A 13,875-nucleotide genomic window follows, 5' to 3' on the forward strand; every position below is an offset into this window, starting at 1 on the left:
GCGATGAAGACGCTCGGAAATCTCGCGATTGCGTTCGCCGTCGGCGGCGTTCTCTTCACGCTACTGATCCTCGCCGAGGCCAGTACTCCGGGCCTGGACCTCGGCGCGACCAAGTTCGTGCTGCCGATGGTCCTCGGCTCGGGGTTGTTTACCGGCCTGAACGCGCTGGCGCGCAATCGCCGGATGCCAGTGGCGAACGATGCCCGAAAAGCGGCATTGCTCGCCTTTCCGCCAACGCCCGGGGCCGGCTGGGTCGTCATGATGCGCGACAGGAGCAATGCCGCGGGATCGATCGGCTTCGACGTGTCGGTCGATGACGTGGCGATCGCCCAGCTGATGCCGAAGCGTTTCACCATGATGGCGTTGCCGGCGGGCACGCACCGCCTCTTCGCCGATATTCCCGGCGCGCCCGGCCCCTCGGCGGTCGCGCCGCTCGAGGTCGATGTCGGGGCGGGCGCTGTCATGATCTTCGCGATCCGGACGTCGATGGGGCTGGTGCGCACCTCGCCCCGGCTCGAGCCCGTCGCCGATTCGCCCGAGACCCGTGCCATGCTCGCCCGGATGAAGCTGGTGGAACCCGATCCGGTCCGGCCATGAGCGCGGCGGCGAGCCAGTTCCTGTTCCACAGCCTCACGACGGCGCTGCCGTTAGCGGCCATCGGCATCGTCGTGGTCCTGCGCAGGGGGAAGACATCGCAGCCCGCGCCGCCCGTTACCGCGCCGGACGGGACGATCACCATAGCCGTTCGCGCGCTGTACCGGCACCAGGGCGGCCTGCTTGGCAGCAAGTCGCACAACAGCATCAATCCCCGCTTCGCGATCGCGCCCGATGCCATCCATTTCAAGCTGTTCCGGGAAGGCCGGCTGCCCTTTGCGACCATCGACCATATCGAGGTTCGCGATTGGTTCGGCAGCGTATACCTGTTGTTCCTCAACGCCGCCCCGCCCCGCCTGCTCAGCGCCAATGTCGGTGACCGCGCCACCGCGAAGCGCGTGCTGGACGCGCTGCCCCGTTCCATCGCGATCACGCCCGAGGCGGCGGCGATTCGCGATGGTACACCGGCCGCGGGGACCTCGGGCCTGAAGCTTTATGGGGGACGATTCTGGTGACGGCCGATGGCGCGGGCGGCCTCAACCGACAGCCACGCCCCTTTCAATCCCCGCCCCGCGCGCTATCCTCTTGTCCAACGATAGACAGGAGGGACCATGTTCACGCGGAGAGAGGTGGTCAGTGCCGGTATCACGCTGGCGCTCGCGGGTCCGGCAGTAGCGGCGAAAGCCCCTGATCGCTTCGTAAAACGCGACGGGATCCGCTTCACCATCGGCGGCAAGCCCTATCGCTATGCCGGCGCGAACATGTGGTACGGCGCGTGGCTCGGGGCCGATGCGCCTTATGGAGACCGAGCGCGGCTGAAGCGCGAGCTGGATGCGTTGGCCGCGATGGGCGTGACCAATCTGCGCGTGCTGGCCTCTTCCGAGAAATCGCCGCTGCTCAACGCGGTCGAGCCGGCGATGCATGATGGGCGCGGTCACTATGACCCGGCACTGCTGGGCGGGCTCGATTTCCTGCTGGCGGAGATGGGCAAAAGGCAGATGCGCGCGGTGCTGTACCTGACCAATTTCTGGGAATGGTCGGGCGGGATGATGACCTATCTCAGCTATGTCGACCAGGGCCGCTTCATCAACATGAACGATCCGGCGCATCCCTGGCCGGAATTCCCGGATCATGTCTCGCGCTTCTATGACAGGGCGGATGCGGTCGCGCTGTACCACCGCCATATCCGCGCGATCGTCGGGCGCACCAACAAGGTCACCGGCATGGCGTATGCGGACGACCCGACGATCATGGCGTGGCAGCTCGCCAACGAGCCACGCCCGGCGGGCAGCGACGCGGTGGGGCTGGCCGGCCTGCCCGCCTTCCAGGCCTGGGTGCAGGGCACCGCGCGACTGATCCGCGGCCTCGCGCCGCGCCAGCTCGTCTCGACCGGGAGCGAGGGCCTGAAGGGGGCGCTGGAGCGCGAGGCGATCGTGAAGGCGGAACATCGGATCCCTGAGATCGATTATCTCACCTGCCATATCTGGCCGCTCAACTGGGGCTGGGTCGATGCGAAGAACCTGGCGGGCACGGAGGACGCGGGCGCGGTCAAGGTGGCGGACTATATCGCGCGGCATGTCCGTATCGCGACCGAGCTGGGCAAGCCGCTGGTGATCGAGGAATTCGGCTATCCGCGCGACGGGGGCAGTTACGATCCGTCCGCGGCGACGGCCTTCAAGGACCGCTATTACCGGCAGATCTATGGCGCGGTGGAGGCCGATGTCGCGCGCGGCGGGCCGGTCGCCGGAAGCAATTTCTGGGCCTGGTCGGGCGAAGGCCGGGCGGCGCATGCGGATCATCGCTTCGTGCCCGGCGACAAGGCCTGGCTGGGCGATCCGCCGCATGAGCCGCAGGGCTGGTACGGGGTATTCGACAGCGACGCCTCGACCCGCGCGATCATCCGCGCGCACGCTGCCGCCATCGCCACACCAGTGGCATAGATTCGCTAAGGACGCCCCAAGCAAGCATCCGTTGCGGCCCGCCCGCCCGGGGACCATCTGCACTCCCCATGGCAAGCCTTCTCGATCCTTCCGCGCGCGGGCGCGTGATCCTCGTTGGTGCTGGCCCGGGCGACCCCGGGCTGCTGACCGTGCGTGCGGTCGAGGCGCTGAAATCGGCCGATATCGTCGTGCATGACGGGCTGATCGACCGCCGCGTGCTCGATATCGCGCCCGCTTCGGCACAGCGCATTTCGGTCGCCAAGCAGCGCGCGCGGCATACCTTGCCGCAGGAAGCGATCAACGCGCTGATCGTGGCGCATGTGAAGACCGGGGCGATCGTGGTGCGGCTGAAGGGCGGCGACCCGTTCATCTTCGGGCGCGGCGGCGAAGAGGTCGAGGCAGTGCGCGCGGCCGGGCTGCCGGTCGAAGTCATTCCCGGCGTGTCCGCGGCGCTTGGCTGCGCAGCCGAGGCGATGCTGCCGCTCACCCACCGCGACCACTCGAGCGCGGTCAGCTTCGTCGCGGGCCAGTGCAAGGGCCTGACCGAGCAGGACTGGTCGGGCCTGGCCGGCAAGGGCCGCACGCTCGTCATCTATATGGGCGTCGCGACCGCGAACGACATCGCCGACAAGCTGATGCGCGACGGCGTGGCACCGGACATGCCGGTGGCGGTGCTCGAGCGCGGCACGCTGTCGGGCAGCCGGGCGATCAAGACCTTGCTCGCCGATCTCGGATCGATGGTCGATCGCGAGAAGGTGGCGAGCCCGGCGATCATCGTCGTGGGTGAAGTCGTGGAATTGTCGGATGCCGAGGACAAGCTCGGCCGCTGGGCGAGAATAGCGGAGAGTGTTGCGTGAAATTGCTGACCGGGAACGACCTGCCGACCGGCGACGTGATCTGGTGGACCGGCCAGGGGTGGTCGCGCCATGTCGAGGATTCGGCCGATGTCGGCGATCAGGGCGAGGCGATCGCCGGCGCGGAGGAAGGTGCCCGCCGCGTCAACGCTCCTTATGTGATCGATGCGACAGCGACGCCCGAGGGGCCTCGTCCCGCGCATATCAAGGACCGCGTCCGCGCGCTCGGGCCCACGGTGCGGCTCGACCTGACATTGAAGCCCGCCGATCCGACCGCGGGGAGCTGGGTGATATGAGCCTTACTGTCAATTCCTCCCCATCGCAGATGGTGAGGGGGACCGCGCGCTTCTTAAGCGCGTGGTGGAGGGGAGATTGCGGGACGCTCGCTTCGCTCGCGCCCCCWCCACCCCTCGCCTTCGGCTCGCGGTCCCCCTCCCCCGCTGCGCGAGGGAGGAATTAGGAAAAGCCATGTACAAATACGACCAATATGACCAGGCGATCGTCGATGCCCGCGTCGAGGAATTTCGCGACCAGGTGAAGCGCCGCCTTGCCGGGCAGATCACCGAGGACCAGTTCAAGCCGCTGCGGCTGATGAACGGGCTTTACCTGCAGCTTCATGCGTACATGCTGCGTGTCGCCATCCCGTATGGCACGCTGGACGGGCGCCAGATGCGGATGCTCGGGCACATCGCGCGCAAGTATGATCGCGGGTACGGGCATTTCACCACGCGGCAGAACATCCAGTATAACTGGATCAAGCTGGCCGACGCGCCTGATATCCTGGCCGATCTGGCGACGGTCGAGATGCATGCCATCCAGACCAGCGGCAATTGCATCCGCAACATCTCGTCGGATCAATATGCCGGCGCCGCGGCCGACGAAGTGGCCGATCCGCGCCCCTGGGCCGAGCTGCTGCGCCAGTGGAGCACGTTCCATCCGGAATTCAGCTATCTGCCCCGGAAATTCAAGATCGCGGTGATCGCGGCCGATGAGGATCGCGCGGCGATGCGGCTGCACGATATCGGCATTCAGCTGCTCGAGCGCGACGGGGAGCTTGGCGGCAAGATCTTCGTCGGTGGCGGCATGGGGCGCACGCCGATGGTCGCGCCCGAGATCAAGGATTTCGTCGGTGCCGACGATCTGCTCAGCTATGTCGAGGCGTGCCTGCGCGTCTACAATCGCTATGGCCGGCGCGACAATATCTACAAGGCGCGGATCAAGATCCTGATCCATGAGCTGGGCGCCGACGAATATCGCCGTCAGGTCGAGGAAGAGTTCGCGCTGGTCAAGGCGCTGGGCATCGACCCGCCCAAGGCCGAGTTCGACCGCATCACTGCCTTCTTCGCCCCGCCCGCCTTCGAGCAGGGCACAAGCGAGCTGGTCAGCCGCAGCGACCCCGATTTCGCGGTATGGCTCGACCAGAACGTCAAGCCGCACAAGCAGCCGGGCTATGCCATCGTCAATATCAGCCTGAAGCCGGCTGGGGGCATCCCGGGTGACGCGACGGCCGAACAGATCGACCTGATGGCGGCGCTGGCCGAGCGCTATTCGTTCGACGAGCTGCGCGTGACGCATGCGCAGAACATCGTGCTGCCGCATGTGCGCAAGGCCGATCTGTACGCGGTGTGGCAGTCGCTCAGCGAGGGCGGGCTGGCCGAGGCCAATCTCGACCTGATCAGCGACATCATCGCTTGCCCGGGGCTGGATTATTGCAGCCTGGCCAATGCCCGCTCGATCCCGGTCGCGCAGAAGATCGCCAGCCGCTTCGCCGATCCGGCGCGCCAGCGCGACCTGGGCGAGCTGAAGCTCAAGATCAGCGGCTGCATCAATGCCTGCGGCCATCACCATGCCGGCCATATCGGCATCCTCGGCGTCGACAAGAAAGGCACCGAGAATTACCAGCTGCTGCTCGGCGGATCGGGGGCGGAAGATGCCAGCCTCGGCAAGATCACCGGCCCCGGCTTCGACGAGGACGGCATCGTCGATGCGGTCGAGCGCGTGACGGACCGTTATGTGCTGCTGCGCGAAGAGGGCGAGCGCTTCCTCGACACCTATCGCCGAGTCGGCATCGATCCGTTCAAGGAGGCGATCTATGGGTGATCGGCTTCCTTTCGCTCTCCCTTCTCCGTTCGTTTCGAGCGGCGTCGAGAAACGGGCAGCGGGCGCGCACTCAATGTGTCTCGACTTCGCTCGACACGAACGGATGGGGACGGAGTCTTATCATGGGTGATCTGCTCCGCTTTCGCGACGACGCCGCGCATGACGAGCCCGCGGTCACGCTCGATTCCTTCATGGGGCAGACCAACGCCACCGCGGTCCGCATCGAAGCGGGCGACGATGCGCGCGCGCTGATCCCGCATCTGGGGCAAATCGCGCTGATCGAAGTGAGCTTCCCCAAGTTCCGCGACGGGCGCGGCTATTCCTCGGCGCGGGTGCTGCGCGAGGCGGGCTATACCGGCGAGCTGCGCGCGGCGGGCGATGTGCTGGTCGACCAGATCCCGCTGATGAAGCGCTGCGGCTTCGACAGCTTCGCACCCGAGGCGGAGATCGACGCGGCTACGCTGCAGGCGTCGCTGGCGCGGTACGAGCATGTCTATCAGGCAGCGGCGGACGGCGCCGTGCCGGTATGGAAATTGCGGCATGGCTGAAGCCGCGCGGAAGATCGACGTCATCGATGCCCGGCCCGCTTTTACGCAGGCGGATGCGGACGCGCTCAACGCGCGCTTCGCGGGCGTCGATACGCTGACCATGCTGAAGGCGCTGTTCGTCGACGGCACGCTCGGCACGACGGCGGTCGTTTCTTCGTTCGGTACGGAAAGCGCGGTGTTGCTGCACCTTGTCGCTCGGGCTGACCCTAGCGTGCCGGCGATCTTCGTCGATACGCTGAAGATGTTTCCTGAGACGCTGGCGTACCGCGAAACGCTGGTGCGGGCCTTCGGGCTGACCAACAGCTGGGTGGTGGAACCCGACGCGGCGGTGCTCGCCGCGAAGGACGACAAGGGGCTGCGCTGGTCCTACGACCCCGATGGCTGCTGCGACATCCGCAAGGTCGAGCCGCTGAAGCGTGCCAAGGCCGGCCTCGACAGCTGGATCTCGGGACGCAAGGCGTTCCAGTCAGTCACCCGCCAGAACATCCCGCGCTTCGAGGTCGAGGACGGGCGGCTGAAGATCAACCCGCTCGGCGACTGGGTGAAGGCCGATCTGGAGGCCTATTTCGCGGAGCATGACCTGCCGCGCCATCCGCTCGAGGCGGAGGGGTATCTGTCGATCGGGTGCCAGCCCTGCACCAGCAAGGTGCAGCCGGGCGAAGACCCCCGCGCCGGCCGCTGGCGCGGCTGGGACAAGGTCGAATGCGGGATTCATGTCGACAAGCCGGGCGAAGAGCCGGTTTTCTGAATCTTCCCTTCTCCCCTTGTGGGAGAAGGTGGCGCGCAGCGCCGGATGAGGGGGAGTGAGGTTCGAGACAATCGAGTGTCCCCCTCACCCTTCCCAAGCTTCGCTTGGGCCCCTTCCCTCTCCCACAAGGGGAGAGGGAGAATTTAATAGCCCACGAAATCGCTGAACCGGGTCACGCTCGGCTCGAACTTCAGGATTACCTTGCCGGTGGCGCCGTGGCGCTGTTTGGCGATGATCAGTTCGGCCAGGCCGAACACGCGTTCCATGTCGGTCGCCCATTGCGCGTGATCCTCGAAGATCTTGGCGCTGTCGCCCTCGACCGGGCGCTTGGGCTCCTTCGCCGCGACGTAATAATCCTCGCGGTACACGAACATCACGATGTCGGCGTCCTGCTCGATCGAGCCCGATTCGCGCAGATCCGATAGCTGGGGGCGCTTGTCCTCACGCTGCTCGACCGCGCGGCTAAGCTGGGAGAGTGCCATCACGGGGACGTTCATGTCCTTGGCCAGCGTCTTCAGGCCGCGGCTGATCTCCGAGATTTCCTGCACGCGGCCGTCGCCCGAGGCCTTGGCCGAGCCGGTCAGCAGCTGGAGGTAATCGACGACCACCAGCCCGATCTGGTTGTTGTGGCGCCGCTGCAGCCGGCGCATGCGGGTGTGCAGCGCGGCGATGCTGAGGCCGGCGGTGTCGTCGATATAGAGCGGCAGATTCTCCAGGTCGGCGGCGGCGGCCGCGAGCTGGTTGAACTCGGCGCGACTGATCTTGCCCATGCGCAGCGCCTCGGAGCTGATCCGGGCCTGTTCGGACAGGATACGCGTCGCGAGCTGGTCAGCCGACATTTCGAGGCTGAAAAAGGCAACCTTGGCACCGACCGATTCCTCGGGCGCGATGCCGTCCTGCATGTCGCGCATCCAGCGCTGCGCCGCGTTGAAGGCGATGTTGGTGGCGAGCGAGGTCTTGCCCATGCCGGGACGGCCGGCGAGGATCATCAGATCCGAATGATGCATGCCGCCCATCTTGGCGTTGACTGAATCGAGCCCGGTGGTGACGCCCGACAGGTTGCCGCCCGAGTTGAGCGCGCGCTGCGCCATCTTCACCGCGAGCGTGGTCGCCTGGGCGAAGCTCTTCACCTGGCTTTCGGTGCCGCCATCGGCCGCGACCTTGAACAGCTCCTCTTCGGCGAGCTCGATCTGGAGTCGTGGATTAACCTCTTCCGACGTGTCCAGCGCACGATCGACCAGGCCACGGCCGACCGTCACCAGCGTGCGCAGCATGGCGAGATCGTAGATCTGCTGGGCGAACTGGCGCGCGCCGATCAGCCCCGCCCCCGAGCCGGTGAGCTGAGCGAGATAGCTGGGGCCGCCGAGTTCCTTCATGCCCTCGTCCGCCTCGAACATCGGGCGGAGCGTGACCGGGGTCGCGAGCATGTCGGTGCCACGCGCCTGCTTGATCGCCGCGAAGATACGGCCGTGCACCGGCTCGTAGAAATGATCGGGTTCGAGCTTGTCGACCAGATCGTCGGCCAGCCGGTTGTCGATCATCATCGCGCCGAGCATCGCCGCCTCGGCCTCGACATTCTGAGGGAGAGTCTGGGCTTCGGGTAGAATCGGGGTCGGAAGGATCGCAGTGGCCATGGCCGTCTTTCACAGAGGTCACGCGCGGGCTCAAGTGACCGCGCAGTACAATAACGGGGATAAGTTCCCGGCGCCCGGTGAAGCGAGCGTGTTGTTCCCGGCGGCCTTCCCCTTTACGGGAACGTCATGGCCGACCCGCGCATCATCGCCGTATCCCTCGACGAGCGCACCATATTATGGCGCTCGGCCGATATCGAGCAGGAACGGCGAATCGCGATCTTCGACCTGGTCGAGGGCAATTATTTCTGTCCGCAGCGCGCCTATCCCGATGGCTATGCCGGGCCGTTCAGGATCGCGCTGGCGGTGGAGGAAGGCCGGCTGGCGATCGCGATTCACCGCGAAGACGAGTCGCATCTCGAGACCTATGTGCTTGCGATGGGGCGCTTCCGGCGACCGATCAAAGACTATTTCGCCATCTGCGACAGCTATTACGAGGCGATCCGGCACGCGACGCCAGCGCAGATCGAGACGGTCGACATGGCGCGCCGCGGCATCCACAACGAGGCGGCCGAATTGCTCAAGGAACGGCTGGAGGGGAAGATCGAGATCGATTTCGACACCGCGCGGCGGCTGTTCACCCTGATCTGCGTCCTGCACATCAAGGGCTGACGGCGTGGCCAGGCGCACCTGGGGCGGCCGGCTGCGGCGCGCCGGGATGGTCGCTGTCGGCCTGTTGCTGGCCGCGACGGCCGGCTGGATCGGCGCACGCGCCTGGCGCCCATCCGACAGATATGATTTTCAGGGCGTCGATATATCCGAGCAGCAGGGCGCGGTCGAATGGTCGACGGTGAAGGCCGGGGGCGCGGATTTCGCCTATCTGCGCGCGACGTACGGTTCCAACGGGCGCGATGGGCGCTTCGCGACCAACTGGTCGGATCTCCAAGCCTCGGGCATGCGCCGCGGAGCGCTGCACGTCTATTCGCTGTGCCGGCCCGGCGCTGCCCAAGCGAATAACTTCATCACCACGGTACCGCGCGACAGCGACGCCCTGCCCCCGGCGGTCGAGATCGATTTCGCGCCGGATTGCGGCGTCCGGCCGGCGCGCGATGTCGTGCTGGATGAATTGCGGCGCTTCCTGACCATGGTGGAGGCGCACAGCGGCAAGCCGGCGCTGATCAAGATCAGCCGGCGGTTCGAGGCGGCCTATCAGGTGACCGGCGCGATCCCGCGGACCATCTGGGCAGTGCAGGATTTCATTCCGCCCGATTATACGGCAAGGCCGTGGCGGATGTGGCAGGCGAACGACATGCGAAGGATCGACGGGATCAACGGGCCAGTGCGCTGGGACGTGGTGGCGCCGTGACGGACGAGACCGCCCAGCGCGATCGCCTGATCGCCGCCGCGCGCGAGGCAGCGCTCCACGCCCATGCCCCCTATTCGCGCTTCGGCGTCGGCGCGGCGGTGCTGCTGACCGACGGCAGCGTGGTGACCGGCACCAATTTCGAGAATGCGAGCTACGGCCTGTCGCTCTGCGCCGAGACGGTCGCGCTCGCCACGACCAATGCCCAGGGGCGGCTGCGCGACGTGGTCGCGATCGGCGTGATCGGGGGCGTCATGGACGCGGCGGGCAAGCCCACCGGCACCAAGCCCGTCGGCCCGTGCGGCCGCTGTCGCCAGGTGATCAACGAGGCGGCACAACTCGGCAAGCGCGACATCGTGGTGTGGTGCGCGGGCGCTGAAGGCGACGCCCATGAGCGGCATCTGTTGTCGGAATTGCTGCCGTACGCCTTCGGGCCGGGCGATCTGGGAATCGACTGACTGTCAGGGTGTTGCTGTTCCTGCGACGGCCTCAGGCGTCACGGTTGTTGTACTGTCTGCCGCGCCGAGAAACCCCGAGACACCTCGTCCAAAATCTTCGCGCCTTCGCGTGACATCATCGGCTCGCGAAATTCCACCCCGCCAGTTGCCGGGATCGCCCGTCCACATGTCATTATTATAGCGAAATAAAACGGCCCTATCGGGCCTTTTGGAACGTCCTGTCCCCGAGGTCGTATTGAGCAGGTCAATCAGGAGAACCTCCCCCATGAAGAACATCTTTCGCGCCGGCGTCATCGCCGCGTTGCTCGCCACGTCCGTCAGCGTGCCCGCCATGGCGCAGCATCGCCAGCCTTCCCATCCGCAGGCGCATGGCCAGCAGCAGCGCCCGTCCTGGCGCGAGGTCAGCGCCTCGCGCGGCCACAAATGGCGCAAGGGGCAGAAGCTCGCGCGCAATCAGCGCCGCTATGTGGTCAGCGACTGGAACCGTCGCGGCCTGCGCACGCCGCCGCGCGGATATCAATGGGTGCGGGAGAACAACAACAGCGGTGACTATCTGCTCGTCGCCGTCGCGACTGGGCTGATCGCCAGCATCCTGACCCAGTAAACACTTACGATACGCATGACGGCCGGCCGCCTCGCGAGGCGCGTCGGCCGTTGTCGTTTTGCGCGGATCGGTCTTGCCCCGGACGGCCATTCCCGCGAAAGCGGACGGCTAAAGGGAGGCGTTTTATGTCGATCATGTCGGACCGCTGGATTCGCGAGCAGGCGCTCGCCAACGGCATGATCGAGCCGTTCGTGGACGGCCAGAAGCGCGACGGCTGTGTCTCCTACGGCCTGTCATCCTATGGCTATGACGCGCGCGTTTCCGACGAGTTCAAGATCTTCACCAATATCGACAGCGTGATCGTCGACCCGAAGGACTTCGCGGCGAACAGCTTCGTCGATCGCAAGACCGATGTCTGCATCATCCCGCCCAACAGCTTCGCGCTGGCCCGGACCGTCGAATATTTCCGGGTGCCGCGCGACGTGCTGGTGATCTGCCTCGGCAAATCGACCTATGCGCGCTGCGGGATCATCGTCAATGTCACGCCGCTGGAACCCGGCTGGGAGGGGCATGTGACGCTCGAATTCTCGAACACCACCCCCCTACCCGCGAAGATCTACGCGAACGAAGGCGCCTGCCAGTTCCTGTTCCTGGAGGGCAACGAGCCCTGCGAGACGAGCTATGCCGACCGAGCCGGCAAATATATGGGCCAGCGCGGGGTGACCCTGCCGAGGCTCTGAGCCCCGGCACGATCATGATGCGCCACGCCTAGCGCGAGGACATTTGCCGCGCGTTGAGCAGGGAAAGCCCCGCGTTCGCGAGAGAATGGGACGAGGCCGTCCGTTCGGCCGTGACGTCCATCAGCGCATCCGGCTGAGCCAGGACCGCCTGATACAGCGCCCGTGCTTCGTCCTGCCGGCCAGTGTTGCGATAGACCGCCGCCAGGTTGAGCATCAGCTCGGGACGTGAGGGATAGATGCGGCGCTCGGCGAGCAGGGTTCGCTCAGCCGTATTGAAATCGCCCTGTTTGATCGCGCTGAATCCGGTGCGGTCGCTCGCGACAGCTGCGCTGCCCGCACCAGCCAGGACAATTCCGGCAATCAGCACTCCAAAACCGATACGCATTGCTCTTCTCCTTACCGACCTTTCCACGAAAGGTTTCATTTTTATGACACTGTTGTGTCACTTCAATGACTCTGCCGCAACAGTTTTGCGACAGAACGGTTACAGATGCAGCGCGGGTTTTCAGGCAACAAAAAAAGGGCGGTCCCTGAGGACCGCCCTTTCCCGTTTTCGTCCGATCAGATCGATCAGAAGTCGTTGCGATACTGCTCGTTGCCGATGAACCCGAGCTTGGTCACGCCGGAGCGCTTGATGACCGCAAGAACTTCGTCAACCCGCGCATAACGCGCCTGAGGATCCGGCTGGAAATGCAGCTCCGGCTCCGGGTTGATGCCCTTGGTCGCTTCCAGATATTGCTGGAGAGTGACCTTGTCGACCGGCGCGCCGTTCCAGGCGATCGTGCCCGCCGGATCGATCGTGACCTTGTTCTTCTGCGGATCGATCGGCGGCGGCTGGTTGTTCGGGTCGTTGATCGGAAGATCGACCTTCACCGCATGCGTCTGGATCGGAATGGTGATGATGAACATGATGAGGAGCACGAGCATAACGTCGATAAGCGGCGTCGTGTTCAGATCCATCATCGGCTGGCCGTCATCGGAGCCACCGCTCATTGCCATATCAAATTACTCCTAAGCTCTGACCGGTCACATCCGCTCGGCGTTGCCGCCGGGCGGGGGCTCGGAAATGAAGCCGACCTTGGCAAAGCCTGCCATCTGCATCGTGTAGATCGCACCGCCAACGCAGCGATACGGCGTGTTCACGTCACCGCGGATATGCGCTTCGGGAAGTTCGAGATCGGGATTGCCGACGCCGCCCTGGCGCGCAATCTCAGCCTTCAGCTTCGCCACCGCGCGATCGAGCAGCTCCGTATGAGTCACCGGCGAGGTACCCCAGTAGATGCCGCAGGTGCCATCGGGCTTCTGCAGGATCGAGAGCGATACATTCTCGGGCTTCGTGGTCGTGGGGTCGTAACGAATATCGGGAAGCTTCAGCTTCACCGACTGCAACACGACGGGCACCGCGATCAGGAAGATGATGAGCAGAACCAACATGACGTCCACCATGGGAGTCGTGTTGATGTCCGACATCGGCTTTTCTTCGGCGCCGTCGCCGCCAACGCTAATTGCCATTGAGGACTATCCTATCCTTGCAACTGCGCCACCGGGAAACTCCGGCGGCGAGGAGGCGGGGCGACGCCAATGAGCGCGCCCCGCCCCGTCATCAGCGTGCTGCCGTGGTGGTCGCAGCGGCCGGCTTTGCTGCCGGAGCTGCCGCACCCTTGCGGACTGCAACCGCCGGGCGAACCGCGCCGTCCGACGCCAGGTAACCAAGCACGTCGTTCGAGAACGCGTTCAGGTCTTCGGCGATCGACTTGTTGCGACGCTGCAGCCAGTTGTAGGCGAGCACCGCCGGAACGGCGACGACGAGACCGAGAGCGGTCATGATCAGCGCCTCACCGACCGGGCCGGCGACGGCGTCGATCGATGCCTGACCGGCAGCGCCGATCTTGATGAGCGCGCGGTAGATGCCGATAACCGTACCGAACAGGCCGATGAACGGTGCGGTCGCGCCGACGGTCGCGAGGAACGCCAGGCCCGAGTTCAGCTGCGAGTTGATCGACGCTTCCGAACGCGCCAGCGAGCCGTGCAGCCAGTCATGAGCCTCGACCGGATCGGTCAGGCGGGTGTGCTGCTCCTGAGCCGACAGGCCGTCATCGACGATCTGCTTGTAGGCCGAGTTCTTCTCGAGCTTCGCCGAAGCCTCACGCAGGCTGCTGGCGTTCCAGAAGCCACCGCTGACGCGCTTGTGCTGGTTGATCACCTTCTGCTGCTCGAACAGCTTGGTGAAGAGGATGTAGAGCGAGACGAAAAGCATCAGCACGAGAATGCCGAACACGGTCTGCGAGATCAGGCCGCCTTCACGAAGGGCGGGGACCAGACCGTACGGGTTGTCGCCCTTGGGGGCGGCTGCTGCGGCGCCGGCCGCAAGGATGGTGGTGAGCATTTTGGTTGGTTTCCTCTAGGCTGTATTTT

General features: G+C 65.4%; 18 protein-coding genes. 13 read left to right on the plus strand and 5 right to left on the minus strand.

Annotation, left to right across the window (positions count from 1 at the left end; genetic code table 11):
* The first annotated feature begins 3 nt into the window (after positions 1-3).
* The 8 genes from AC1DX5_RS08060 to AC1DX5_RS08095 all read left to right on the plus strand — a co-directional run bounded on the left by AC1DX5_RS08060 (position 4) and on the right by AC1DX5_RS08095 (position 6,784).
* Positions 4-597, plus strand: coding sequence for a hypothetical protein (locus AC1DX5_RS08060; RefSeq protein WP_478014782.1), 594 nt, complete (start codon positions 4-6; stop codon positions 595-597).
* A complete protein-coding gene (locus AC1DX5_RS08065; protein ID WP_478014783.1) occupies positions 594-1,109 on the plus strand; it encodes a hypothetical protein in 516 nt (171 codons plus the stop codon). The genes AC1DX5_RS08060 and AC1DX5_RS08065 overlap by 4 nt, the downstream gene beginning before the upstream one ends.
* Before the next feature lie 96 nt (positions 1,110-1,205).
* Positions 1,206-2,534, plus strand: coding sequence for a glycoside hydrolase 5 family protein (locus AC1DX5_RS08070; RefSeq protein WP_478014784.1), 1,329 nt, complete (start codon positions 1,206-1,208; stop codon positions 2,532-2,534).
* A 68-nt stretch (positions 2,535-2,602) separates the two neighbouring features.
* Complete coding sequence (gene cobA / locus AC1DX5_RS08075) at positions 2,603-3,391, plus strand: uroporphyrinogen-III C-methyltransferase (RefSeq protein WP_478014785.1); 789 nt, start codon at positions 2,603-2,605, stop codon at positions 3,389-3,391.
* A complete protein-coding gene (locus AC1DX5_RS08080; protein ID WP_478014786.1) occupies positions 3,388-3,684 on the plus strand; it encodes a DUF2849 domain-containing protein in 297 nt (98 codons plus the stop codon). Before cobA ends, AC1DX5_RS08080 begins: the two co-directional genes overlap by 4 nt.
* A 172-nt stretch (positions 3,685-3,856) precedes the next feature.
* Complete coding sequence (locus AC1DX5_RS08085; protein ID WP_478014787.1) at positions 3,857-5,488, plus strand: nitrite/sulfite reductase; 1,632 nt, start codon at positions 3,857-3,859, stop codon at positions 5,486-5,488.
* Between the two features lie 122 nt (positions 5,489-5,610).
* A complete protein-coding gene (locus tag AC1DX5_RS08090; protein WP_465173768.1) occupies positions 5,611-6,036 on the plus strand; it encodes a DUF934 domain-containing protein in 426 nt (141 codons plus the stop codon).
* Positions 6,029-6,784, plus strand: a complete 756-nt coding sequence (locus AC1DX5_RS08095; RefSeq protein WP_478014788.1) for a phosphoadenylyl-sulfate reductase — start codon at positions 6,029-6,031, stop codon at positions 6,782-6,784. The genes AC1DX5_RS08090 and AC1DX5_RS08095 overlap by 8 nt, the downstream gene beginning before the upstream one ends.
* 143 nt (positions 6,785-6,927) lie before the next feature.
* On the opposite strand, the gene AC1DX5_RS08100 is transcribed toward AC1DX5_RS08095, so the two are convergent.
* Complete coding sequence (locus AC1DX5_RS08100) at positions 6,928-8,418, minus strand: replicative DNA helicase (RefSeq protein ID WP_478014789.1); 1,491 nt, start codon at positions 8,416-8,418, stop codon at positions 6,928-6,930.
* 126 nt (positions 8,419-8,544) lie between these two features.
* Here AC1DX5_RS08100 and AC1DX5_RS08105 point away from each other — a divergent pair, with 126 nt between their 5' ends.
* From AC1DX5_RS08105 to dcd, 5 genes are all read left to right on the plus strand, one after another.
* Positions 8,545-9,027: a UPF0262 family protein gene (locus AC1DX5_RS08105; RefSeq protein ID WP_465173771.1), complete on the plus strand. Its 483-nt coding sequence runs from the start codon at positions 8,545-8,547 to the stop codon at positions 9,025-9,027.
* 4 nt (positions 9,028-9,031) lie between these two features.
* A complete protein-coding gene (locus AC1DX5_RS08110) occupies positions 9,032-9,721 on the plus strand; it encodes a glycoside hydrolase family 25 protein (protein WP_478014790.1) in 690 nt (229 codons plus the stop codon).
* Positions 9,718-10,176: a cytidine deaminase gene (locus AC1DX5_RS08115; protein WP_478014791.1), complete on the plus strand. Its 459-nt coding sequence runs from the start codon at positions 9,718-9,720 to the stop codon at positions 10,174-10,176. The genes AC1DX5_RS08110 and AC1DX5_RS08115 overlap by 4 nt, the downstream gene beginning before the upstream one ends.
* 265 nt (positions 10,177-10,441) lie before the next feature.
* A complete protein-coding gene (locus AC1DX5_RS08120) occupies positions 10,442-10,780 on the plus strand; it encodes an RcnB family protein (RefSeq protein ID WP_465176997.1) in 339 nt (112 codons plus the stop codon).
* A 125-nt stretch (positions 10,781-10,905) separates the two neighbouring features.
* Complete coding sequence (dcd, locus tag AC1DX5_RS08125) at positions 10,906-11,460, plus strand: dCTP deaminase (protein WP_465173775.1); 555 nt, start codon at positions 10,906-10,908, stop codon at positions 11,458-11,460.
* Positions 11,461-11,488: 28 nt separating this feature from the next.
* Here the strand turns inward: dcd and AC1DX5_RS08130 are convergent, their stop codons facing one another.
* The 4 genes from AC1DX5_RS08130 to AC1DX5_RS08145 form a co-directional block, all read right to left on the minus strand.
* Positions 11,489-11,845 carry a tetratricopeptide repeat protein gene (locus AC1DX5_RS08130; protein ID WP_465173776.1) on the minus strand — a complete coding sequence of 119 codons (357 nt, stop codon included), beginning with the start codon at positions 11,843-11,845 and terminating at the stop codon, positions 11,489-11,491.
* A gap of 185 nt (positions 11,846-12,030) precedes the next feature.
* Positions 12,031-12,459, minus strand: a complete 429-nt coding sequence (locus AC1DX5_RS08135; RefSeq protein ID WP_465173777.1) for an ExbD/TolR family protein — start codon at positions 12,457-12,459, stop codon at positions 12,031-12,033.
* A 27-nt stretch (positions 12,460-12,486) separates the two neighbouring features.
* On the minus strand, positions 12,487-12,972 hold the full coding sequence (locus AC1DX5_RS08140) for an ExbD/TolR family protein (RefSeq protein WP_465173778.1): 486 nt from the start codon (positions 12,970-12,972) through the stop codon (positions 12,487-12,489).
* A gap of 91 nt (positions 12,973-13,063) precedes the next feature.
* Positions 13,064-13,846, minus strand: a complete 783-nt coding sequence (locus AC1DX5_RS08145) for a MotA/TolQ/ExbB proton channel family protein (protein WP_465173779.1) — start codon at positions 13,844-13,846, stop codon at positions 13,064-13,066.
* Between the last annotated feature and the right edge of the window lie 29 nt (positions 13,847-13,875).

The sequence above is a fragment of the Sphingomonas sp. P2_B6 genome (assembly GCF_056404755.1).